At 58.5% G+C, this 25,060-nt stretch carries 17 protein-coding genes; 13 read left to right on the top strand and 4 right to left on the bottom strand.

Annotation, left to right across the window (positions count from 1 at the left end; all coding sequences use genetic code 11):
- Window positions 1-107: 107 nt before the first annotated feature.
- The 4 genes from QZ298_RS00425 (at window position 108) to QZ298_RS00440 (ending at window position 4,092) form a co-directional block, all read left to right on the top strand.
- A complete protein-coding gene (locus QZ298_RS00425) occupies window positions 108-521 on the top strand; it encodes a DoxX family protein (RefSeq protein ID WP_296004566.1) in 414 nt (137 codons plus the stop codon).
- A gap of 111 nt (window positions 522-632) precedes the next feature.
- Complete coding sequence (locus QZ298_RS00430) at window positions 633-1,154, top strand: hypothetical protein (protein WP_296004568.1); 522 nt, start codon at window positions 633-635, stop codon at window positions 1,152-1,154.
- Window positions 1,155-1,160: 6 nt separating this feature from the next.
- Window positions 1,161-2,378 carry a BamA/TamA family outer membrane protein gene (locus tag QZ298_RS00435; RefSeq protein WP_296004570.1) on the top strand — a complete coding sequence of 406 codons (1,218 nt, stop codon included), beginning with the start codon at window positions 1,161-1,163 and terminating at the stop codon, window positions 2,376-2,378.
- A 4-nt stretch (window positions 2,379-2,382) separates the two neighbouring features.
- Entirely contained in the window at window positions 2,383-4,092 is a 1,710-nt protein-coding gene (locus QZ298_RS00440; RefSeq protein ID WP_296004571.1) for a phosphoethanolamine transferase, read from the top strand.
- 234 nt (window positions 4,093-4,326) lie between these two features.
- Here the strand turns inward: QZ298_RS00440 and QZ298_RS00445 are convergent, their stop codons facing one another.
- The 4 genes from QZ298_RS00445 to QZ298_RS00460 form a co-directional block, all read right to left on the bottom strand.
- Window positions 4,327-4,500, bottom strand: coding sequence for a histone H1 (locus QZ298_RS00445; RefSeq protein ID WP_296004573.1), 174 nt, complete (start codon window positions 4,498-4,500; stop codon window positions 4,327-4,329).
- 147 nt (window positions 4,501-4,647) lie between these two features.
- Window positions 4,648-7,497 carry an outer membrane beta-barrel protein gene (locus tag QZ298_RS00450; RefSeq protein WP_296004575.1) on the bottom strand — a complete coding sequence of 950 codons (2,850 nt, stop codon included), beginning with the start codon at window positions 7,495-7,497 and terminating at the stop codon, window positions 4,648-4,650.
- A 2-nt stretch (window positions 7,498-7,499) separates the two neighbouring features.
- On the bottom strand, window positions 7,500-9,122 hold the full coding sequence (locus tag QZ298_RS00455) for a ribulokinase (RefSeq protein WP_296004576.1): 1,623 nt from the start codon (window positions 9,120-9,122) through the stop codon (window positions 7,500-7,502).
- Window positions 9,123-9,136: 14 nt separating this feature from the next.
- Window positions 9,137-10,267 (bottom strand): DUF6786 family protein, encoded by a 1,131-nt coding sequence (locus tag QZ298_RS00460; RefSeq protein ID WP_296004577.1) that lies wholly within the window; start codon window positions 10,265-10,267, stop codon window positions 9,137-9,139.
- Window positions 10,268-10,381: 114 nt separating this feature from the next.
- Here QZ298_RS00460 and QZ298_RS00465 point away from each other — a divergent pair, with 114 nt between their 5' ends.
- The 9 genes from QZ298_RS00465 (at window position 10,382) to QZ298_RS00505 (ending at window position 25,060) form a co-directional block, all read left to right on the top strand.
- Entirely contained in the window at window positions 10,382-11,437 is a 1,056-nt protein-coding gene (locus QZ298_RS00465) for a LacI family DNA-binding transcriptional regulator (RefSeq protein ID WP_296004578.1), read from the top strand.
- Window positions 11,438-11,566: 129 nt separating this feature from the next.
- Window positions 11,567-13,600 carry a VCBS repeat-containing protein gene (locus tag QZ298_RS00470; RefSeq protein WP_296004580.1) on the top strand — a complete coding sequence of 678 codons (2,034 nt, stop codon included), beginning with the start codon at window positions 11,567-11,569 and terminating at the stop codon, window positions 13,598-13,600.
- A 1-nt stretch (window position 13,601) separates the two neighbouring features.
- The gene (locus QZ298_RS00475; RefSeq protein WP_296004582.1) at window positions 13,602-14,483 is read left to right on the top strand and encodes an alpha/beta hydrolase; all 882 of its coding nucleotides are present in this window, start codon (window positions 13,602-13,604) and stop codon (window positions 14,481-14,483) included.
- Between the two features lie 9 nt (window positions 14,484-14,492).
- Window positions 14,493-15,404, top strand: coding sequence for a dihydrodipicolinate synthase family protein (locus QZ298_RS00480; RefSeq protein ID WP_296004584.1), 912 nt, complete (start codon window positions 14,493-14,495; stop codon window positions 15,402-15,404).
- Window positions 15,405-15,476: 72 nt separating this feature from the next.
- On the top strand, window positions 15,477-16,964 hold the full coding sequence (locus QZ298_RS00485; RefSeq protein WP_296004585.1) for a sodium:solute symporter: 1,488 nt from the start codon (window positions 15,477-15,479) through the stop codon (window positions 16,962-16,964).
- Window positions 16,961-18,406 carry a sulfatase gene (locus tag QZ298_RS00490; RefSeq protein ID WP_296004587.1) on the top strand — a complete coding sequence of 482 codons (1,446 nt, stop codon included), beginning with the start codon at window positions 16,961-16,963 and terminating at the stop codon, window positions 18,404-18,406. Before QZ298_RS00485 ends, QZ298_RS00490 begins: the two co-directional genes overlap by 4 nt.
- 27 nt (window positions 18,407-18,433) lie before the next feature.
- Window positions 18,434-20,224: an L-fucose isomerase gene (locus QZ298_RS00495; protein WP_296004589.1), complete on the top strand. Its 1,791-nt coding sequence runs from the start codon at window positions 18,434-18,436 to the stop codon at window positions 20,222-20,224.
- A 30-nt stretch (window positions 20,225-20,254) separates the two neighbouring features.
- Window positions 20,255-23,413: a TonB-dependent receptor gene (locus tag QZ298_RS00500; protein WP_296004591.1), complete on the top strand. Its 3,159-nt coding sequence runs from the start codon at window positions 20,255-20,257 to the stop codon at window positions 23,411-23,413.
- Between the two features lie 21 nt (window positions 23,414-23,434).
- On the top strand, window positions 23,435-25,060 hold the full coding sequence (locus QZ298_RS00505) for a RagB/SusD family nutrient uptake outer membrane protein (protein WP_296004592.1): 1,626 nt from the start codon (window positions 23,435-23,437) through the stop codon (window positions 25,058-25,060).

Genomic DNA, 25,060 nt, shown 5'->3' on the forward strand with positions numbered 1-25,060 from the left:
AAACTTGTACGGTTCTTTTCAAGAGCGCCCGGTTTGCTGTGTTGTTCGTGGATATCGGTTGCCGGATGCTTTCTTTTTTTGGAATGCGAATTGCAGCATTGGGCATCATGATGAAGTTTTTCCGCGAATGTATCGCCCGTTCCGGCAGTATGGATTTCGCCGTGCTTTTCATGCGGCTTTTTGCTGGGGGTATGATGTTATTGCATAACATAGGCAAGATTCAGAATTACAACGAAATAATAGGTTCTTACCCATCGTTTCTCTTCATCGAGCAGCAGGCGGTTTTCGCCATCGTTACCACGGTCGAAGTTTTGCTTGCGTTGTTGATCGTCGTGGGCTTGTGGGTGCGTGCGGCTGCTTTCTGGATGGCGGCGGGTATATTGGCCTTGTTGGCATGGAGCGGTTTCGAGGACGGGGAATTAAGGTTCGTGTGGCTCGGAGTTTACCTGTTTTTGGTCATTTCGGGCGGCGGTACCTATGCTTTCGATCGGACGGATTCCGCTCGGGAAGGAGAAAATTGAACTTTCAGAACAATATTCCGGATTCGGATGATCCTTGTTTTCAGGGAAAAATCGTACCTTTGTTGCCATATCCGCCATGCGTGCCGCATGACGTATGAAAGACAGAAGACCATGAAGATGAGACTTATCATGATGCTTGCCGCGGTTTTTTCGCTCCACGCATCGTTCGCTCCGGCCCAGGAATTGCCGCGCAAGGTGCCGAACGTCGAGTTGCTCGATCTCGACGGCACGCCTGCTCGGCTTCCGCATTGGGGCGAAAAGAATCTGATGATATTTTACGTTGATCCCGACCGGCATAAGCAGAACGAGGATTTTACGATCGAGTTGGAGGAAAATCATCGTGCTTCGGGCGACAATCTCTATGGGTTCGGCGTTATGAACCTTGCGGATGCTCCTATGATCCCCAACGGCATGGCCCGCAGCATGGCCAAGAAGCGCACGGCCAAGAACGGCGCTACCGTCCTGGCCGACCAGGCGCATGTCTTGAGCACAGCCTGGGATTTGGGCGATTGCAACAATCGGTTCGTGCTGATGTTGGTTTCCAAGGAGGGCGAATTGGTCTTCTTGCGCAAGGGCCTGCTTTCCGAGGCGGACAAGGAGGCTTTCTATAAGACGGTCGATCAGTACCGATAAGTCCGGATGATCCGTAAGGTTGTCGTATTTTTGTTGTTGTCGGGGTGCTGCGTGCAGGGATATGCCGGCACAACGGATCGCGGCGGACTTTCCGATACGCTTGCTGCGATGGGCGCCGTCCCCCATGTTGTATCGGCCGATACGGTCGTTGCACCGCGTCCGTCGTTCTTCCGGCGGGTCATCGACTATTTCGGCAAGTCGACCGTCGACCGCACGTTCGAGAAGAAGATCGACTTCACGTTCGCCGGCGGCCCGAGTTATTCGAAAAGCACCAGCCTGGGGATCGGCTTGCTCGCCGCAGGGCTTTACCGCGTCGACCGCACCGATTCGCTCACACCCCCTTCCGACATCTCCATCTTCGCCAGCGTCGCCATTTCCGGGTTTTATTCGGTCGGCGTCGAGGGCAACACCTATTTCTCCCGGGGACGCAGCAAGTTCGACTACAAGGCCGTGTTTTCTTCCGCGCCCCGCGATCTATGGGGCATCGGTTACATGGCGGGCCGTTACAACAAGGAGGTCGATTACGTGGAGAAGCAATACAAGATCAACACCCGTTACCTGCATCGGATTCTGCCCAACACTTTTCTCGGCGCCAACCTCAGCTTCGAGCACACCGACGGCAAGAAGTTCGACGCCATGGGCGAGCAGTACATCGATTTCCAGAAACATAGTTATACCGCGACAGGTGTCGGCCTCATCGCCGAATACGATTCGCGCGACTTCGTGCCCAATCCGTGGCGCGGCATCTATCTCAGTCTGCAAGGCACCGTTTTCCCCAAAGGACTCGGCAATTGCGGCTATAACCTCTACCGGGCTACTTTCACGTTCGACGCCTATCGGCGCGTGTGGAAAGATTGCATCCTGGCGTTCGATCTTTACGGCGAATTCAATTCCTCCCACATGCCGTGGCCTATGTTGGCCCGCATGGGCGGCAGCCAGCGCATGCGCGGGTATTATCAGGGACGTTGTACGGACAATTGCATGCTCTCCGCGCAGATCGAGTTGCGGCAGCGGATCTGGCGGCGGATCGGTTGCGTGGTCTGGGGCGGCGCAGGCAACATCTTCAGCGAGCGTACCGACGATCGTTTCGATTGGGCGCATACGTTGCCCAACTACGGCATCGGGTTGCGTTGGGAGTTGAAGAAGCGGGTCAACGTGCGTGTCGACTATGGTTTCGGCCGCAAGACAAGCGGTTTTTTGCTGAACATAAACGAAGCTTTCTAACGGTATGAGTGCCGATCCGAACATAAGGAAAAAAGTGTGGCGCCATAAGCGCAGTCGTTTCACGACCTTGCTGACCATCTATTTTTTCGTCGCGTTGATCATCCCCAATTGCGTCCTGGCCAATACGGAGCCTTATTCCCTATGGACGGTCGAGGCGCTGATCCTCATGCCTTTGGGGTTCTACATGATGTGGAGCGTGTTGTTGCGGCGTTCGGGCGTGATGATCTGGGCAGGATTCCCGTTCATCTTCTTTTGTACGTTCCAGATCGTGTTGCTTTATCTGTTCGGCAATTCGATCATCGCCACCGACATGTTTACCAACTTGCTTACCACCAATCCGGGCGAGGCCGGCGAGTTGTTGGGCAACATCTACCCTGCCGTGGTGCTGGTATTGGCGATTTATTTGCCGTTGTTGTGGTTCGCCGCCCGCGAAATCGGGCATAAGCGTTACATTTCGCGCACGGCCCGCGTTACCATCGGGTTGACCGGCGCGTCTTTGTTTGTTCTGGGAGCCTTGGCGTTGTGGCCTGCTTACCACGTCAGCGAGCGCAAACACGTATTGCGCGACGAGATTTTCCCGGTCAACGTGCTTTATAACATGGGATTGTGCGGTTCCGAGTTCCGCAAGGCCTACCATTTCGACAAGACCTCCGAGCACTTTGCTTATTCGGCCGTGCGGCCCGATACGCTGCCCGCCCGGGAGATCTACGTATATGTCATCGGCGAGGCGTCCCGGGCGATGAGCTGGCAGTTGTGGGGCTACGACCGCCCTACCAATCCGCGCCTGTCGCAGGAGCAGGATGTCGTGCTTTTCCGCAACATGCTTACCCAGAGCAACACCACTCATAAGAGCGTGCCGTTGATTCTTTCGTCCGTCGCTACCGACGAGCACGAGGAACTCTTTCGCCGCAAGGGGTTGCCGGCGCTTTTCAATGAGGTCGGGTTCGAGACCTGGTTCATTTCCAACCAGTCGCAGCAGGGGGCGATGATCGACCATCTGGCCCACGATGCGCAGCACCTGGTCTATATCCGGTCGCCGCGCCACGACATGCAGTTGTTGGAGGAGATGCAGAAGACCATCCGAAAAAGCACTTCGCCGCGCTTGTTCTTCATCCTCCATTGCTACGGTTCGCATTTCTGTTACCATCAGCGTTATCCTCGGTCGTTCGCTCGTTTCTTGCCCGACGACAACGTGGCGATCGCCGAGCAGAACGCCGAAATTTTGCGCAATGCCTACGACAATTCGGTCTTGTATACCGATCATTTCCTTACCGAGACTATTTCTTATCTGCGTTCGCTCAGCGGCGTGTCGTCAGCCGTTCTCTATTGCGCCGATCATGGCGAGGATTTGTTGGACGATGAGCGGGGGCGTTTCCTCCATGCCTCCCCCACGACCACCGTCTACCAGTTGTGGGTCGCTTCGCTGGCTTGGTTCTCCGAGGATTACAAGGCCGCGTTTCCCGGCGTCGCCGAGATGGCCCGAAGCCATTCCGACGCTCCGGCCAACACCCATGCCTTGTTCCACACTATGGCCCGCATCGCTTCGATCCGCAGTCCTTATATCAAGAGGTCGGTGTCGTTGGTCGATGCCGAATTCGACCGTTCCGCGCCGCGTTATTATCTGAACGACCACAACGAGGCCGTGCCTTACTTAAGTACCGGATTGTGTTGGCAGGACAGGGAGTATTTCGAGCGTTGCGGCATCGAATTGTAGTTTCGGACGCGCATCTCCGATAATCCGGGCCGAACGCATGCGGCCCGTGGAGAGCGCTTGCGTTTCCGGATTTTGCTTGTCGGTTGCAGTTCTTTCCGAGATATGCAGGTCGTTTCTATCCTCATTTATGGGGCCTTGTCTGCAAGCAGTCCCGCCGCGTTTTGCACAAACCCCAATCAATAAAGGCCGTCCCTAAGGACGGCCTTTTTGGTCGCTTGTCGATGAGAGGGCGAATTATTTCGCAGCCTCTACGGAAACCTTGCGGAATTCCTTCATCAGCTTCGAGAGTTCCAGGGCCGATTTGCGGGCGCGCGTACCTGCGGCCTTGTTGCCTTTCTCTACCTGAGCGGTTGCGTTAGCGGCGAATACCTCGAACTCGGCATTGATTTTTTCTACCAACTGTTTCATGACTAATGGTTTTTGGGTTTGTTTTCTTCGCAAAGATATAAAAATTATCTAAATATCTAATCCCGAAGCAAAAAAATAGCGTTTTTCATGTAAAAAAATGCAAGAAAAACGTTGTTTTTTCTTTCCTCTTCCTCCGAAAAACGCTTTTTATCTGCTTGCTCCGCCCCTTTCCAGGAACCGTTCCACCGCGTTGCTTTGCCGGCGGTAAAGGCGCAGATTGTAGGTAAATTGCACAAGATAGCAGCGGCCCAGTCCCAGATGGGTCACATTGCGGATGTAGGTGCCTGTGATCGTCCTGCGGAATGTCGTGCCGTTCCGGTCGAACAGGTCGTTGACTCCTGCCGTCACTTCGCCCAGCCGGCCGCGGAATAGTTTGCAGCCGATTTGCAGGTTGCAGATCAGCCGTTCTTCGCGGAAGGGGTCGGTCAGGCCTTCGTAGTGGGTGTAGTTCGCGCTTCCGCGCAGGATGATGCGCTGTCCCAGTATGAAGTTCGCTTCCGCGTTCAGATATTGGTTGAAGTAGTCGTTGTCCGTCGTGCGGATCTGCGAGTCGTTGCGGCTGGTGTTGTAGCACGCCGTGTAGCTTATGCGGAAGTCTGTTTTTTCCGAAATGTTGCTTCCGAGCGTCAGCCCCGCATTGTAGGAGTTGCCTTTCAGCCGGTTGCGCATGCCGTTGATGATGCTCGGGAGTTGCCCCGTCGTGATCCCTGCCTTGACATTCAGATTGCTGCGCAGCCATCGCACCGGGAATCCATAGTTGAGCGTCGTCCGCAGGTTCCAGTAGCCCGATAGATTGATCGGTCTTACATATTGGTTGCCCGCGCCCAGTTGCGTGCCCTCCTTGTCGACAACGAACGACGGAACGTCGATCACCAGCGAGTCGGCTATGGTGTTGGGACTCGCCGAGAAGCGCATGGCGACAGTGAATGTCCGGCCTTTCGCCGCGTTCGTCCTAATGTATTGTGCCGCGAGGTCATGGGTGTAGACCGGTTGCAGCCCTGGATTTCCCGCAAAGATGTTTTGCCGGTTGGTCATGTTTACCACGTTTTGCAGGTCGGTCGCGCGCGGGTGCCGCGTGCGCGACGATGCGTCTATCTTCAGTAGGTTGCGGTTGTCGAAATGGACGTTGGCCGTCACGTTGTAGGTCAAGTTGTCGAACGACGACGACGTGTGCGCCGGCACGGGCAGCATGTAGTTGCCGCGGAAGCCTGCATGTTGGTAGTAGACCGATGCGGCGACCTTGGTTTTCTTGAACAGATATTGATAGGTTCCTCCGATCCGGTGCGTCAGGTAGCAGTAGTCGTAGACCGTCGATTGACGGGGATCGGGTTCGGGTTCGAACGCTTCTTGTTTGTTGTCGAATTGCAGGGTGCGGCGGTCGACGTCGTTTTCAGCAAGGGAGAGCCTGTATTCGATGCTCATGCGCGAGCGGCGGCCGAGGGCTTGCGTGTAGGTCGCGCTTCCGTTGACCGCATGGCCGGGTTGCCGGCGGTCGGTGCGCGTAATGTTGCGCGAGCTGTAATCGGCCGTGTCGGCCAGCAGGTCGTCCGGATCGCGGAACGTGTATTGCCGCGGCCGGTTGCGGGCCTCGCCGTCGCTGTATCGGCCTCCGATGCTGAACGTCAGGTTGCGCATCGTCTTTCCCGGCAGGCGGTATCGGTAGATCAGGGTGCCGGAGAGGTTGTAGCCGAGGTTTTCGTTGTGCGCGAAGTTGCGGCGGCGGTAGACGAACCGTTCTTCGCCCGTTGCAAGCCGGTTGTCCGTGCGGCTGAAGGTGTTGCTGTTGAGCCAATGATTCTGCATCGTGAAGGCCGAACGGAGCATCAGCGAATGGTTCGCGTCGAGTTTGTAGTCGAACCGCAGGTTGAACCGGTGGTTGGTGTTTTTCATATGCGCGTCGCTCGTTCCATTGTAGAGCACCAGTTTGTCCGACGAGGTAAAGGACTGCCGGTCGGTAACGGTCAGGTCGCGGTTGTCCGCCCGGTTGAAGAAGTAGCTCGCTGCGATCTTGGCTTTCTTGCCGTATTCGTCGCTGTAATTCACTCCTACGGCCTGCACCGTCGATATGCCGTCCAGCGGACGCACCATGAAGTTGTTGTTGCCGCTGCGGGCTTTCTCCTGCCCTTGATCGGTCGCGCCCAAAATGTCTTCGAACGAGAAGTTCTGCACATTGATGTTGTTCGCCAGTCCGATGACCGACAAGCGCCGGGTTTGGTCGAACAGATTCATGTTTCCGCCGCCTATATATTTGTCCGTAAGGCCGTATCCGGCGAACAGACGGCCGAATGCGCCGCGCCGTTTGTCGGGCTGCGTCACGATGTTTATCGCCGTGTAGCCGTCGCCCAAGTCTACGCCTGTGAATTCCGATTGGTCGCTTTGCGAGTTGTAGACATTGATGCTTTCGATCATGTCCGCCGGGATGTTGCGGATGGCCGACATCACATCGTTGCCGAAAAATTCGCGGCCGTCCACGAATACGCGTTGCACCGTGCGGCCTTGTGCTTCGATCACGCCGTCGGCGATCTCCAGTCCCGGCATCTTGCCGATCAGCGCTCCTGCGTCGGCTCCGAACGCCACTTGGTAGGCCGAGGCGCGATAGCTCAGCGTGTCGCCGCGGATCGACGAGCGCAGCGCCGGAACTTCCAGCACCACGCTTTCGATCGCTTCGGCTCCGGGCGTCATCTCCAGCGTGCCCAGATCGAGCGGCGCACCGCCCATGTCGAGCCGCCGTTCCAGCGGATCGTAGCCCAGCGACGAGATGCGCATGCTCCACGGCCCTGCCGCCACCCGTTGCAGCCGGGCCTCTCCGTCGATGTTGGAGGCCGTGTGGAGCGGTGCCCGCAAGGTGTCGCTCTGCGAGCGCAATTCGACTACCGCTCCCACGATCGGTTCCTGCCTTTCGCTGTCGACGAGCCGCAGGCGCAGCGAGCCGTTTTGGGCCGATGCGTTCCGCATGCCTGCCAGGGCTGCCAGTAACAGAAAAAGGTGCCGTCCCATCGTCAGCGGGAGCTTCCGAGTTTCAGGTAGCGCGCATAGAGCCGGTCGTAGAGGGCGTGTCGTGCAGGATCGGGCCGGTATTCGGCCGAGAATCCGGGACACATGGCCTGCTGTGCGGCCGCTGTCGACGGATGGATGCCTGCGGCCACCGCCGCGAACATGGCGGCTCCCAGCGCGCAGGCCTGATCGCTGCCGGTTACCCGGATCGGCACTCCGATGACGTCGGCCATCGTCCGCATGACGAACGGCGACTTGCGGGCGATGCCTCCTATGGCTATGATGTTGTCGATGGGCACCCCTTCTTCGAGCATCCGTTCGTTTATGGCACGCGAGCCGAAAGCCGTGGCTTCGACCAGCGCCTTGAAGAGCGCCGGCGCCGAAGTGGCCAGCGTCAGCCCGTCGAGCGCCCCGCGCACCCGGGGATCGGCATCGGGCGTGCGGCGTCCGTTGTGCCAGTCGAGCGCTACCGGATCGTCGATCGTCAGCGGAAGGTGTTCGGCTTCGGTCGTCAGTTCTCCCAGAATGCGTTCTTCCAGTGCCGGGTCGCTCTGCGCGATCCGTTGCAGCGGCCATGCCAGCAGCCGGCGGAACCATGCGTAGATGTCGCCGAAAGCGGCCTGCCCGGCTTCGAACCCTTCGTATCCGGGCAGTACCGAACCGTCGACTTGTCCGCAGATGCCCCGCACGGCCTTGTTGCCTATCTCTTCGTGGCGGCCCACCAGAATGTCGCAGGTCGAGGTGCCCATTACTTTTACCATCGTGCCCGGCACGATGCCGGCTCCCACGGCGCCTACATGGCAGTCTATGGCTCCCATGCCGATGGCTATGCCGGGTTTCAGTCCCAGCCGTGCGGCCCATTCGGCGGAAAGGTTGCCGATGCACGTGTCGGCAGTGACCGTGCGGCGGTACAGATGGCCTCGGAAGATGCCCAGCAACGGATCGACCGCCGTGAGGAATTCGAACGAGGGCAGTCCGCCCCATGCTTCGTGCCACATGGCTTTGTGCCCGGCCGCGCAGCGGCTGCGGGCGATCGTCTCCGGGGTCGTGTCTCCCGCCAGCAGGGCGCAGATCCAGTCGCAATGCTCCACCCACGAGTAGGCTTTCGTCTGCAACGAGGGGGTGTTGCGCAGGCAATGCAGCATCTTGGCCCACACCCATTCGCAGGAGTAGGTGCCGCCGCAGTAGCGGGTGTAGTCGACTTCCCAGCGGGCGGCCAGTGCATTGATCGCATCCGCTTCGGCCAGGGCCGTGTGGTCTTTCCACAGCACGAACATCGCGTCTGGATTCTCGGCTTCTTCCGGAAGCAGGGCCAGCGGGGTGCCTTGTTTGTCTGTCAGCACAGGTGTAGAGGCCGTGGTGTCGAACGAAATGCCGCAGATGTTGTCCACGACCGTTCGGTCGCACATCGCCAAGGCTTCGCGCACGCACCGTTCCAGCGATTCGATGTAGTCCAGCGGATGCTGACGGTAGCGGTTCTGCGAGGAATCGCAGTAGAGTCCGGCTTTCCAGCGCGGATAGGCGCAGACGGCCGAAGCCGTTTCGCGGCCGTCGGCCGTGTCTACGACAAGGCATCGTACGGAGTCGCTTCCGAAGTCGACGCCTATGGTGTAAGTTGCGTTCTTCATGGTGTTATATCGTTTTAGCAGTTGAACGAATTTTTAATCTTTCCCAGGTTGGCGGACAACAGCTCCCGTGCGATTTCTGCGAGCGCCTGCTCCGGGCCTTGGAAATGAAATACCTCCTGTGTGTGGCATAGTTCGCCGCCCGGGTGCAGGAAAGCGGCCGGCGAGGAGGTCTCGATTTCGAAGAACGGCCCCATCACTTCGCCGGTCTCGGTCGGGCCGTCGTTGTAGGCGTTTACCACATCGCCGCCGAACGGGTCGGCTTGGTCGCCCCATCGGCTTTCGACATAGCGGTCGCCAGGGCGCGAGCGTTCGTAGCGGATCAGAGTCAGCGTGCGGGTCATCGCATCGTAGCTGCCGCAGATGCCGCGATCCCGGCCGCACGGCAGACCGATTTTGGAGCGGAAAGCTCCGTCGATGCGCAGGCAGACCAAACCGTCTCCTACGGCAAGCCGGTCTGCGGGAAGCGCGCCGAAATAGTCGCTGTTGACAATTGTTTTGCCCGGGGCCGTCGGGTCGTAGGGCAGGAAGACAGTCGTCGCGGGCGACGGCGGGAACATGCCCAGCATCCAGATCGAGGGGGCGCCGCTTCGGGGCGTCCACGATTCCGCACCTCGATTGATGATGCGGTTTTCGCTCCGATACCCTACCGCATGCACTTCGGCGGGCCATTCCATGTTTGTTTCTTCGGGCAGCAAAAGGGTCACGCGGCGGTCGATGCCCGCATCGAAACGGGAGCCGGAAGCATTTCGGAAAACAGCCCTATGGGTAAAGCGCACATGCTTGCGACTCTGCTCGGCCACTTCGAACGACTCCCTGTCCAGAGCTGCGGGAACTTGCCATTCGGCATAGGTCTGAGCCGCGCCCGGTGCAAAATAGAGCGAGAAGGGGCCGCCTTCGGGGCCGAGCCAGAAGCGCTCTTCGCCGCCCACCGGATTGAACTGCGGCCTTACGGCGCCGGATGCGATCAGCGGACGGTTGAGCCAGCCGAAGCTGCTTCCGCTCCGCCCGGCCGCTGTCGAAGTCATCACGCGTCCCTGCCAGGCAGGGACGAGACACACCCGCGCTTCGCCTGCCGGATCGGTCAGTTCGATCGTTCCGATGGCGTGGACGGCCAAAAAATCGAGGTCTCTCGCGTAGTCGTTCATGGAAAGAAAAGTCCGAATGAAAAAAAGATCGGAAAAAATTTGTTGGTTAAAACGTTTTAATTACCTTTGCAAAGGTAAGAGAATTTCCAGATTTTGCAAAAAAAAGCGAAAAATATGCGGACACGCAAGGTTACTATCAAAGATATTGCTACGGAAGCAGGGGTTTCGATCGCCTTGGTCTCGTTCGTCATGAATAACGAAGCCTGCGGAAAGGAAAACTATCGGGTCAACAAGGAGACTGCGCAACGCATACTGGAAATCGCGGCCAAGCTCAACTATCAGCCCAACAATGCGGCCCGCACGCTGCGCAGCGGCAAGACGAATACGATCGGTGTGATCGTCTCGGACATCTCGAACAAGTTTTTCGCTGACATCGCCCGCTGCATCGAGGATCGGGCATATAAGCATAAGTATACCGTGTTGTTCGGCAGCACGGACGAGAATCCGCAAAAGTTGGAGAACCTCATCAAGGTATTCCGCAACAAGGGAATCGACGGACTGATCGTGGTGCCCTGCGAGGGCGCCGACGAGGTGATCCGCAACATAGCGCAGCAGAACATCCCGCTGGTGCTGCTCGACCGCGAGGTGGCGGACACCGAACTCAGCAGCGTAGTGCTCGACAACCGTCGGGCCGGTCTGCAAACTACGGCGGCGCTGCTTCGCCAGGGCTTTACCCGTATCGAGATGATCTCCTACGCCATGTCGCTGTCGAACATCCGACAGCGCGAAGACGGTTACCGGGCCAGCATGACGCGGGCCGGGCTGGAGGATCATATCCGCATCCACCATTTGCGTCACGACAAGCTCGGCTGGATCGAAAAAGTGATCCGGGAGGCGAAAAGCCGGGGTGTCGAAGCCTTCGTCTTTGCGACCAACACGCTGGCGACCGTCGGTCTGACGACGATCTTCCGCAACGGCTGGCAGGTGCCGCAGGATTTCGCCATGGGCTGTTTCGACAGCAACGAGACGTTCGACATCTACAAGACGGCCGTAGCCTATGTGCGGCAGCCTATCGAACGCTTCGGAACAGAAGCGCTCGACCTGCTTATCAAGGCGATCGAACAGAAGGACGGGCCGGCAGCCGACTGCACGCGGATCGTATTGACGCCAGAAATCGTGGAATGCGGTATGCCGGAGGTTTCCCGCAAGGAAACGAAAGAATCCGTATAGCGATTTTTTCGAGCGTATTGCTAAAACGTTTTATATAAAATATACGAATAGAGGAAATCTTCAAAGATTGAGCAAGAGATACTTTTGTCAGGATGCTAAAACGATTTAAATAATATATACGATTATAAAATGAAAATTTGCAACCCTTTTCTGCGCACGGCCGTTTTTGCGGCAGGCGCCCTGCTTTTGCAGCCCATGATGCCGGCGGCGGCGCAAACATCGCAGCGCCCGGCCACGAACGCCGCCCTGCAATCCCCCCCCCGGTCGGATGAGCGCGTAGAGCCGCTTCGCTACAACAATCCGGGGCTGGCAGTCGACTTGGGAGTCGGTCTATGGGGCATTCCGCTCCCCTACGACTATGACGGCGACGGGCTGAAGGATCTGCTGGTCTCGTGCCCCGACCGACCCTACAAAGGGCTTTACTTCTTCAAGAACATCGGCACGGCGAAGAAACCGTTCTTTGCGCCGGCGGTGCGTATCAGCGGAAAAGGAATGAACAACATCCGCCTTTCGGAGGTGGACGGAAAAGCCCATGTGCTGTCGAAAGAGACCGAACACCTCGGTTTTTTCGAGGCTCCCTATGCTCGGAAACGGAAGATCAAATATGCGGGCGAAGTCCTGGGCGCCACCTACAACAAGTCGCGCAGCAACATGTGGAACTATGTCGACTGGGACAACGACGGCGACAAGGATATCGTGGTGGGGATCGACACGTGGGACGACTACGGCTGGGACAATGCGTTCGATGAGCAAGGGCGCTGGACGCGCGGCCCGTTGCACGGGTATGTATATCTGCTTGAAAACAAAGACGGAAAATATGTGAACCGCGGTAAAATCGAAGCCGGAGGCAAGCCGATCGACGTATACGGCGCGCCGAATCCCTGCATTGCCGATTTCGACGGCGACGGCGACCTCGACCTGATCTGCGGCGAATTCGTCGACGGACTGACTTGGTTCGAGAACACGGGAACCCGCAGCGAACCGCGCTTTGCCGAAGGGCGGCGTCTGGCAAACAAAAAAGGCGAAATCCGTCTCCATCTGGAGATGATCGTGCCGGTGGTGTCGGACTTCGACGGCGACGGCCGTCCCGATCTGGTGGTGGGCGACGAAGACGGCCGTGTGGCGTGGGTGCGCAACACGGGCAAAGTCCGTGGGGGCATGCCGCAGTTCGACGATCCCTGCTATTTCCGCCAGGAAGCCGACCTGGTAAAATTCGGCGCGCTGTCCACGCCCTGCGCATTCGACTGGGACGGCGATGGAAAACAAGACATCATAGCCGGAAATTCGGCCGGCGAAATAGCGTTCATCCGCAACCTTTCGGGCGGGGAAAATCCGGTGTGGGACGCGCCGAAACTCTTTAAGGCAGAGGGGCGGCCGCTCCGCATACAAGCCGGCGAGAACGGCTCGATACAAGGGCCTGCCGAACGCAAATGGGGCTACACGGTACTCTCGGTGGCCGACTGGGACGGCGACGGACTTCCCGACATCATCGTCAACTCGATCTGGGGCAAAATCGAATGGTTCCGCAACCTCGGGGCCAAAGATGGCCTGGCGCTCGCTCCGGCGCAACCTGTACGCGTGGCCTGGGAAGGCGAAGCACCCAAGCCGGCGTGGAACTGGTGGAATCCCGAACCGGGCACGCTGGCCACGCAATGGCGCACGACGCCTGTGGCGATGGACTGGAACGGCGACGGACTGACCGACCTGATCGTACTCGACCACGAAGGCTATTTGGCCTATTTCGAACGTTTCCGGGCTTCTACCGGGGAACTGCTGCTCAAACCGGGCCGCCGCATATTCCATGCGACCAACTGCTCGCTCTACAACTCGAAAAAAGGGGTGCTCGACGCTTCGGAAGGGGTGCTGCGTCTGAACGACGGCATCGGCGGTCAGTCGGGACGCCGCAAAATCTGCTTCACGGACTGGGACGGCGACGGCCGGCTGGATTTGATCGTGGACAGTCAGAATGCGGCGTGGTTCCGCAATGTCCGTGAAGAAAACGGCGAAGTGCGGTACGAATACATGGGCAACGTGAACGACCATGTGCTGGCGGGACACACGACCTGTCCGACGCCCGTGGACTGGAACAACGATGGCCGGCCCGAACTGCTGCTGGGCGCCGAAGACGGGCACTTCTATTTGGTACCCAACAACACGAAATAAGATGAAGATACTGCTATCGATCATAGGCGCGGCGATGGTGTGGACGTCGCTGCCTGCCGCCGAACCGCTGCGGATAAAACTGTTCCCTGAAGGCACGCCCTCGTCCAACGGGCTGGAGACGACGCCCGAGACGGTGGATGAGCGGGGCTACTATTTCTCGGTAAGCGATCCCGAACTGGAAGTCTTTCTGCCCGATGCGGCGACCGCGACGGGGCAGGCCGTGCTGGTGGTGCCGGGCGGCGGCTACGAAAAGGTGTGCGTGACCTACGAAGGCTACAAGACGGCCGAATGGCTCAACGCCCGGGGCATTGCGGCGATGGTGCTGAAATACCGGATGCCGAACGGCCATCCGCAGACGGTGCTGGAAGACGGTGCGCAAGCGATGCGGGTAATTCGCCGCAATGCAGCGCAATGGAATGTCGATCCCCGGAATATCGGGGCGATGGGCTTCTCGGCCGGGGGCCACTTCGTGTCGACGCTCATCACGGGTTATCCGGACAAGGAGACGCGGCCCGACTTCGCCGTACTGGTCTATCCGGTAATCTCGATGGACTATTCGAGCGCCCGCTCGCGGGAGAATCTGCTGGGCGCAGCAAGCGAAGATATTCTGAGCTGCGACCGACACTCGACGCACAAGCGAGTGCACGAAGACATGCCCGAAGTGCTGCTGGCGCTGTGCGACAACGACAAGACGGTGGTGCCGGAGCACAGCTTGCTGTTCTACAAAGCGCTGAAACAACACGGCATAAAAGCCGAAATGCACATCTACCCTGCCGGAGGCCACGGCTTCTGGATGCGGGAGCGCTACCGCTACGGCAAAGAGACCTACGGAACGATCCTGCGATGGATCGAACAACACAAAACGAAACGAACAACCAAATAACCGAAGAACATGAATCCAATCAAAGGCATCATCCCCCCGATGATTACCCCGCTGAAGGGGAACGACGAACTTGACCGAGAAGGAACGATCCGTCTGACGGAACATCTGATAGCCGGCGGCGTACATGCGATTTTCATCCTGGGAACGACGGGCGAGGCGCAGAACCTGACCTATCGGCTGCGCTACGATTTCGTGAGTCTCGTCTGCGGGCAGGTGGCAGGCCGCGTACCCGTGCTGGTGGGCGTGACGGACACGGCTTTCGACGAGAGCGTGCGGCTGGCTCGACATGCGGCCCAATGCGGCGCGGTGGGCGCGGTGGCGGCTCCGCCCTACTATTTTGCACCCTCGCAGCAGGAGCTGATCGAGTATTATACGGCGCTGGCCGATGCACTGCCCTTGCCGCTCTACCTCTACAACATGCCCTCGCATGTGAAGGTGTTCCTGGAGCCTGCGACCGTGAAGCGATTGGCCGACCATCCGAACATTGCGGGTTTGAAAGACAGCTCGGCCAACATGAACTATTTCCAGACCCTGCTCTATCATCTGGGCGGCAAACCCGAATTCTCGCTCTATGTAGGCCCCGAGGAACTGACGGGCGAAAGCGTACTGCTGGGAGCCGACGGCGGCGTGAACGGCGGAGCCAACATTTTCCCGGAACTCTATGTAGAGATGTACGAAGCGGCGGCGAAACACGATGTGGCCCGCGTACGGGAACTGCAACGCCGCATCATGCAGATCAGCACGACGATCTACACGGTGGGGAAATATGGGTCGAGCTATCTGAAAGGCGTGAAGTGCGCCCTTTCGCTCCTGGGCATCTGCGACGACTTCCTCTCCTACCCCTATCGGAAATTCCGCACCGAAGAACGTGCTCGCATCCGGCAGGCGCTCGAAGCGCTGGGCGCGAAATGCGCGGAATAGAGAGAAGATTTTCGGCAAAGCCGAGCGAAAAGCGAGGCCGAGACGAGAAAAACAGCATGAAAAAGAACGACTATGGAAATTACATTACTTGACTATCTGGTATTTTTCATCTTTGTAGGCGGCGTGGCCCTCTTCGGGTGCAGCTTCTATTTCCGCAGCCGCAAAGGGGCCGCGGCATTCACTGCGGCGGAAGGCTCGCTGCCCACGTGGGTGGTGGGCATGTCGATATTCGCGACGTTCGTGAGCAGCATCAGCTTCCTGGGGCTGCCGGGCGATGCCTATAAAGGCAACTGGAATCCGTTCGTATTCAGCCTGTCGATACCCATCGCCACGTGGCTGGCGGCGAAGGTCTTCATTCCGCTTTACCGCAACGTGAACAGCGTATCGGCCTACCACTACCTGGAACTCCGCTTCGGCTACTGGGCGCGCGGCTATGTGGCGGTGTGCTACCTGCTGACGCAGCTGGCCCGCATCGGCTCGATTCTGCTGCTGCTGGCCCTGCCGCTGAACACGATGTTCGGGTGGGACATTCAGACGATCATAGTCTGCACGGGAATAGCGACCCTGATCTACACGCTGTTGGGCGGCATAGCGGCCGTCGTGTGGACGGATGCGATACAAGGCATCATATTGATATTCGGAGCGATAGCATGTGCGGCGATATTGACGTTCACGATGCCCGAAGGCCCCGGGCAGCTGTTCGACATCGCGGCGGCGCACGGGAAATTCAGCCTGGGCAGCTTCTCGCTGTCGCTGACCGAACCGACGTTCTGGGTGGTGCTGATCTATGGCCTTTTTGTGAACATGCAGAACTATGGCATCGATCAGAACTACGTACAACGCTACATGACCACCAAGTCGACGGCCGAAGCCGTGAAATCGACGCTGTTCGGCGGCCTGCTCTACATTCCGGTGTCGCTGGTGTTCGTATACATCGGAACGGCGCTGTTCAGCTACTACATGGCGCAGCCCGAACTGCTGCCGGAAGGCGTGCCGTCGGACCAGGTTTTCCCGTGGTTCATCGTACACGGACTGCCGACGGGGCTGACGGGACTGGTGGTGGCGTCGCTCTTCTCGGCGGGAATGAGCACCATAGCGACGAGCATCAACTCGTCGGCGACCATCGTGCTGACCGACTTCGCGAAACGGCTGTCGAAGAAAGAATTCACGGAAAAACGGAGCATGACGACGCTCTACGGAACGTCGTTCGTCATCGGAGCGCTCGGCATCGTAGTGGGCCTGCTGATGATGCGCATAGACGGCATCTTGGATGCGTGGTGGAAGCTGGCGTCGATCTTCAGCGGCGGCATGCTGGGGCTGTTCCTGCTGGGCGTGGTGTGCCAGCGTGTGAAGCGACCGCATGCCGTGGCGGCGGTAATTCTTGGCCTGCTGACGATCGCCTGGATGAGCCTCTCGCCGCTCATCAACGACGGATCGCCCTTCTACGTGCTGCGCAGCTCGCTGCACACTTATCTGACGATCGTATTCGGAACTACGGTCATCTTCCTGACCGGCTTCCTGCTGACCCGATTTGCAACAGCTAAACCGACAAAACGATGAAACCGCAATTCAAAACCGGCATGCTGCTTTGCGGCAGCATGTTGAGCAGCACCGTCATGGCGGCGGACGACCGTCCCAACATCTTGCTGGTGTTGAGCGACGATCAGAGTGCTTTTGCCGTGGGGTGCTATGACAACAACGATATTCTGACGCCGAATCTTGACCGTTTCGCATCGCAGGGCGTGCGGTTTACCCGCGCCTATGCGACCTCGCCGCAGAGCGTGCCGTCGCGCGCCTCGATCATGACGGGCCGCTCGCCGGTGGCGGTAAACATGACACGCTTCAACGTGACGCTGGCCCGTCGTTTCCGGGCATTTCCGGAGTATCTGCGCGAAAAGGGCTACTACACGGGTGTGGCAGGCCGCGGCTACCATCTGGACGGCGCTGTGAGCGGCCGTGTGGGCAAGATCAAGGAAGTGGAAATCTACTACCGGGAACACGGCTACAAAACATTCCCCGACCGGCTGGACACCTGCATGGTGGTGGCCAACGCCAACAAAGGGGCCTATCATGGACGGATCAACGCCCAGTTCCGCACGTTCATGGAACGCCGGGACAAGGAGAAGCCCTTCTTCCTGCAACTCTCCTACTCCGATCCGCATCATCCCTACGATGCGCCCGAGGTGCACGATCCGGCGACGCTGACGCTGCCCGAATTCTATCCGGACACGCGGGCGGTGCGCGAATACCTGGCTGCCTACTATGATGAAATCCATCGGCTGGATTCGGATTTCGGCGAGGTGCTGCGCTATCTGGACGAACATGGCCTGGCGGAAAACACGATCGTCATTTTCATGGGCGACAACGGCGGCGCACAATTCATGGCCAAGGGCACGCTCTACGAAAACGGCATCCGGGTGCCCCTGATGATCCGCTGGCCGGGACGTGTTCCGGCAGCCGTGAGCGACGCGCTGGTTTCGAACGTCGACCTTGCGGCGACGTGTCTGGCAGCGGCGGGTTTGCCGGTGCCGGAGGAGATCGAAGGCGAAAACCTGCTGCCGCTGCTGACGGAAGGCAAAACGCCGGGCGAACGCCATGTCTATTCTATACGCAGCTGCCACGCGACCAACTCGCTGCCCAAGAGCACGGCCGTATTCGACCAGATGCGCTGTATCGTGGGCGAACGCTACAAACTGATCTACAACCTGCTGCCGGGGCAACCCTGGGTGCCGGTGGATTTTTCGGGCACGGCGATGTTCCGGGAGCTGGCGCGCATGAATGAAAGCGGCGAACTCGAAGCCCGGTTTCGAAAACTCTATTTCTCGCCCACGCGCCCCATGTTCGAACTCTTCGATCTGGAAAACGACCCGTTCGAACAACACAATCTGGCCGACGACCCGGCAATGCGGAGCGTACGCGACGAATTGATTCTGAAACTGACCTACAAGATGATCGAAGACGAAGATTTCGCCACGCTGCCCCACCCGAAAATTTACGAATAGAAAAACCAACCTATAAACCTTCGACAAATGAAAGACCTGAACCAATCCGATCGGCATCCGAGAATCGGAATCCGACCGATCATCGACGGCCGGCGCGGCGGCATCCGCGAGTCGCTCGAAGCCATGACCATGGGCATGGCGGAGCGTGTGGCCCGTCTGTACAGCGAAGAACTTCGCTATGCGGACGGCTCGCCGGTGGAATGCGTCATAGCCGACACGACGATAGGCGGCGCAGCCGAAGCGGCTGCGGCGACCGAGAAATTCCGCGACAACAATGTGGGAGCCGTCGTTTCGGTAACGCCCTGCTGGTGCTACGGCGCGGAGACCATAGACATGGATCCGCTGATGCCCAAAGCCATATGGGGCTTCAATGGCACGGAACGCCCGGGGGCGGTCTATTTAGCCTCGGCGCTGGCGGGCCACAATCAGAAAGGACTGCCGGCATTCGGTATCTACGGCCGCGACGTGCAGGACATGACGGACACGACTATACCGGAGGACGTGCGCGAGAAACTGCTGCGCTTCGGACGTGCGGCGCTGGCTGTCATGCAGATGCGCGGCAAATCCTACCTCTCGATCGGCTCGGTGTCGATGGGGATCGCGGGGTCGATGCCCGATCCGGACTTCTTCCAGGACTATTTAGGCATGCGCAACGAAGCGGTCGACTGTTCGGAAATCGAACGCCGTGTGGAACTGGGCATCTATGACAAGGAGGAATTCGCGCGGGCGATGCAGTGGGTGGAAAAATACTGCAAACCCAACGAAGGCGCCGACTGCAACCCGGAGCACCTGAAATACAGCCGCGAAAAGAAAGATGAGGTGTGGGAGTACGTAGTGAAGATGACGATGATCTTCCGCGACCTGATGCACGGCAATCCGAAGCTGGCGGAAATGGGCTTCGAAGAAGAAGCGATGGGACACAACGCCCTTGCGGGCGGATTCCAGGGCCAGCGTCAATGGACGGATTTCCGTCCGGACGGCGACTTCGCAGAGGCGATCCTCAATTCGTCGTTCGACTGGAACGGAATCCGGGAAGCCGTGACATTCGCCACGGAAAACGACACGCTCAACGGTGCCTCGATGCTGCTGCTGCATCTGCTGACCAACCGGGCGCAGCTCTTTGCCGACGTGCGCACGTTCTGGTCGCCCGAAGCGGTGGAACGCGTGACGGGCCGCAAACTGACGGGCAAGGCTGCGGGCGGCATCATCCACCTGATCAACTCGGGGTCGTGCACGCTCGATGCTACGGGGCGGCAGTCGGACGCGATGGGCAGTCCGGCGATGAAACCCTACTGGGAAATTGCGGAGCAGGAAGCCGAGGCATGTCTGAAAGCCACGACGTGGTATCCTGCGGGCCGCGAATACATGCGCGGCGGCGGCTTCTCGTCGCACTTCCTGACGCGCGGCGAAATGCCGATGACGATGTGCCGGCTCAACCTGGTAAAAGGCTTAGGCCCCGTGCTTCAGATCGCGGAAGGCTGGGCCGTGAATGTGGACGAAGAGATATTCGACATTATCAATCGGCGTACCGACCGCACGTGGCCGACGACGTGGTTCGCACCCCGCCTGACGGACCATGCTGCGTTCCGCGACGTCTACTCGGTCATGAACAACTGGGGCGCCAACCATGGAGCCATCAGCTACGGGCATGTAGGCGCCGATCTTGTGACGCTGGCCTCGATGCTCCGCATTCCGGTGGCGATGCACAATGTAGCGCCCGAGAAATTATTCCGTCCCTCGGCCTGGGGTGCGTTCGGCTCCGACCCCGAAGGCGCCGACTACCGCGCCTGCCGCAACTACGGGCCGATTTACGGATAAAAGCACAACCTGAAAACCAACCTGACCAAAATGAAACGAAGAATACAAAATGCAATGAGCTGCGTCATGCTGGCCCTCCTGCTTTCGACAGGAAGCGGCCAGCTGGCGGCGCAGCCGGCCGCACGAACCGGAGAAGTCGGCGGCAAAGTGATCGACCCGGCCGGGCAACCCATAGCGGGGGCCGTGGTGCTGGTAAAAGGAACGGCCCGGGGCACGACGACACGCGCCGACGGCTGCTTTCTGATCCAAGCCAAACCAGGCGACGTGCTGGTTTTCTCGCTGCTGGGATACACGGAAAAGGAAGTGGCGGTAGGCAGCCGCACCCGCTTCGAAGTGACGCTTGAGGAGGCGGTAAACTCGATCGACGACGTGGTAATCGAAATCGGCTACGGCGAACAGGCCCGTAAAGACATTACGGGAACGCTCAGCACGGTAAAGATGGATGATCTGGTAAAGGCTCCCGTGGTGGGATTCGACCAGGCGCTCCAGGGCCGTCTGGCGGGTGTCTCGGTGTCGTCGGCCGACGGACAGCCGGGAGCCGAGATGGATATTGTGATCCGCGGAGCCAACTCGCTGACGCAAAGCAACTCGCCGCTCTATGTGATCGACGGATTCCCGATGGAGAGCTTTTCGAGCGCGGCGATCAACTCGTCGGACATCGCCTCGCTTACGGTGCTGAAGGATGCCTCGGCGACGGCGATCTACGGTGCCCGCGGCGCCAACGGTGTCATTATCATCGAGACCAACAAAGGCAAGGAAGGCAAACCGGTAATCACATATAACGGCACCTACGGATTCCAATCGGTGGCCAAGAAAATGGAGATGATGAACGCGGCCGAATTCGTGGAGTATCAGATCGAGCGCTCGCCGTCGAGCGTAGATACCTATCTGAACAACCTCGACCGGACGATGGAAGACTACGTGCGCATGGGCAAAGGCATAGACTGGCAGGACAAACTGTTCCGCAATGCCCCGATCCACATGCACAACCTTTCGGTAACGGGCGGCACGAAGCAGACCAAATATGCGGTGTCGCTGTCGATGGCGAGCCAGGACGGTGTAATCATCTATTCGGGCTACGAGAAGTATCAGGGCCGCCTGTCGCTTACCCAACAACTGAACAAACGTGCGACGCTGACCGTGAACGCCAGCTATACGGGCGACAAGACCCACGGACAGACCTCTTCGGCGGCGCTCTCGTCGAGCAACGCCTATGCTTCGTATCTGATGTACCGCACGTGGGCGTTCCGTCCCGTGATTACGGGACAATCGAACGATGAAGAACTTTTCGACGACTATTTCGACGGCAACAACTCGGCGGTAATGAACCCGATCCTGTCGAGCAAGAACGAAGACAAGGTAACCCGCAAGCAAACGTTCATCTCCAATGCGAAGCTGGAATACAAACTCCACAAGAACCTGAAGTTGAGCGTCAGCGGCGGCTATTCGGCTTTCACGACCCTGGCTACCGAATTCAACAACTCGCAGACCTACAAGGGCTATCCGATGCTGACCAACACCAAGGGAGTCAACGGCTCGGTGCTGAACACCTCGCGGGCCGACTGGATGAACGAAAATACGCTGACCTACACGAAAAACTGGAAGAACAGCCGGCACAAACTCAACGTAGTGGCGGGTTTCACGATGCAAGGCACCCAACAGAAAAGATTCGGATTTTCGAGCATGCACATACCCAACGAATCGCTGGGCATCAGCGGCATCGACGACGGTCTGCCCGACTCGATGTCGGCCCTGCTGACGGAAAACTACCTGATGTCGTGGCTCGGACGCGTGAATTACAGCCTCAAGTCGCGCTACATGTTCACGTTCTCGTTCCGCGCCGACGGATCGTCGAAATTCACGCGCGACCATCGCTGGGGCTACTTCCCCTCGGGTGCGTTCGCATGGCGTCTGGGCGAGGAGAAGTTCATGCGGCGTCTGACCTTCATCGACGACGCCAAGCTGCGCGTGAGCTACGGCGTGACGGGCAACAACCGCGTGGGCGACTTCTCGATCCGCCCCTCGCTGACCCTTTCGGACTACTACTCCTTCAACAACGGACAACCGGGCGAAGCGATGGTAACCGCCAGTCTGGGCAACAGCGATCTGACGTGGGAGAGCACCGAACAACTCGATGCGGGTATCGATCTGCGGCTTTTCAAGAACCGCATCGGTCTGACGGTGGACTGGTATCAGAAGATCACGCGCGATCTGCTGCTGAACAGCAACTTGCCATACAGCTCGGGATACCGCACGGTATACAAGAACGTGGGCAAAATCCGCAACCGCGGTCTGGAAATCACGCTCAGCACCGTGAACGTGAAGACGAAGAGCTTCGAATGGTCGAGCGATTTCAATATCAGCTTCAACCGCAGCCGGGTGCTGGCGCTGGCCGAAGGCGAGGAAAACTACCTTTCGAAAGTGGGCTTCACGGGCGACTTCAACTCGACGTATCTCTATCTGGCCAAGGTCGGACAACCTATCGCTCAATTTTATGGCATACAATGGGCCGGCGTTTACGGCTATGAAGATTTCGACCGGGATGCCGCCGGAAACTACACGCTCAAGAAAGGTGTGCCGACCAATGGCAACGACCGCAACGCGATCCGACCGGGCGACATCAAATATGTAGACCAGAACGGCGACGGCGTGGTCAACGACCAGGACATGGTGGTCATCGGCCGCTGCGAACCGATCCATACGGGAGGATTCAACAATAACTTTACCTACAAAAATCTGAGCCTCAACATTTTCTTTCAATGGCGCTACGGCAGCGACGTGATGAACGCCAACCGCATCATGTTCGAGGGCAACTATGGTAACAAGTCGATCAACCAATATAAAAGCTATGTCGATCGCTGGACTCCCGAGAACACCGACAGCCAGAACTTTCGTGTCGGCGGCCGCGGCCCTGCGGGCGTTTACAGCTCGAAGACCATCGAGGACGGCTCGTTCCTGCGTCTGAAAACCTTGCAGCTGAGCTACACCCTGCCGAAAAAATTCACACGCAAGATCCATCTGAACACTATCCAGGTGTTCGTCTCCGGGCAGAACCTCTGGACATGGACCAAGTATACGGGTCTCGATCCCGAAGTGTCGACCCGCAACTCGGCGCTGACGCCCGGATTCGACTACTCGGCCTATGCCCGCAACCGGATTTATACGGCAGGCGTGAAAATCGTCTTCTAATCTTTAACCGGAAGAACTACCATGAAAAATATTATCAGAACACTTTTTGTTATCGGAGGCGTCTTCCTGGCTTCGTGCAGCCTGCTGGATACCGAACCGCAAGATTTCGTGACTCCGGAGAACTACTACAACAACGAGGACGAAATGAATGCTGCCCTGAACGGCGTTTATGCCACGCTGGCGAACACCACGCTTTTCGGAGGCAACCTGCTGGGCCGCATGGGCCTTTCGGCCGACATCGGCTATGAAAGCTATTCGTCGGACTACGGCACGGTGGGCGACTACGACGTAGCGCCGACCGATGCGAAAATACTGACCTACTGGCGCGACCTCTACGACGGAATCGGCCGTGCGAACATGCTGATGAAATACATCGACAAACCGCAGCTCGAACAGGCGACCCGCGACAACATCTACGGGCAGGCGCTCTTTCTGCGAGCCTACTACCACTTCCTGTTGGTCGTGAGGTTCCATAACATCCCGCTGCGCCTTACGGTGCCGGAAAACGGCAACAAGGACCAAGTGCAGATTCCGCAAAGCAACATGCGCGATGTCTATCTTCGGATCATCGAAGACATGGAAGAAGCCGCCGAACTGGTGCCTACTGCGGCCGAACTGCTGTCGCCGGGGCGGGTCAGCCGCTCGACCGTCTACGGCATGCTGGCGCGCGTAGCCCTCTACATGGCGGGCTATCCGCTCAACGAACCGGGCATGTATGCCAAAGCCAAGGAATATGCACAGAAGGTAATCGATACGGGAACGCACGCCCTGAACCCTTCGTATCAAGAACTTTTCCTCAACTACATCCAGGATCGCTACGATGTGGCCGAAAGCCTTTTCGAAGTGGAGTTCTACGGCACGAACGAAGGCACCTACACCACGACCGCCGGCATGGTGGGCCGCAACAACGGCATCGGCTGTTCGAGCCAGAACGTCACGCCGTCGGGACAGACGATCGTGGAGATGTACGGCTACTCGATCGGCGCGATCCGCACGACACCCTATTTCTACGGGCTGTTCGAGGAGGGCGACCTGCGCCGCGACTGGACGATCGCATCTTACACCTACAACACGACTACGGGCGAAAAGAGCGAACAGACCTCCAACATCTGGGTGCGCTACTGCGGCAAGTTCCGCCGCGAGTATGAACTTACGACGCCCCGCGCGACGAACTATACGCCGATCAACTTCCCGCTGCTGCGCTATGCCGACGTGCTGCTGATCTGGGCCGAGGGCGTGGCGGCCGATCCCTCGAACAACGACGGAGAAGAACTGCGGCAGGCTTACGAATATGTCAACCAGGTGCGCCGCCGCGGCTATGGTCAGAATATATATGCCCCGAGCGAGAAGGCCGATCTGGAGCAGGGAGACAAAAGCATCCTGCTGGACGTCATCAAGGACGAACGCGCCCGCGAATTCGGCTTCGAACTGCTGCGCAAGGATGACATCGTGCGCTGGGGCGAATTCTACGACCGCATGCGCTACATGCGCAGTGTGGCGGCAGCCATTCCGGATACTTTCACTTCGTCGTACTATGTGAACGCCCGCCGCTACTACAACAATGCGAGCCGCCGGGACGAGATATGGCCCATTCCGACCTACGAACTGGGCGTGAACCGCAATCTGGTACAGAACAACGGATGGTAG

Origin of the sequence: uncultured Alistipes sp., from assembly GCF_910580175.1 — a bacterium.
GTDB lineage: Bacteria > Bacteroidota > Bacteroidia > Bacteroidales > Rikenellaceae > Alistipes.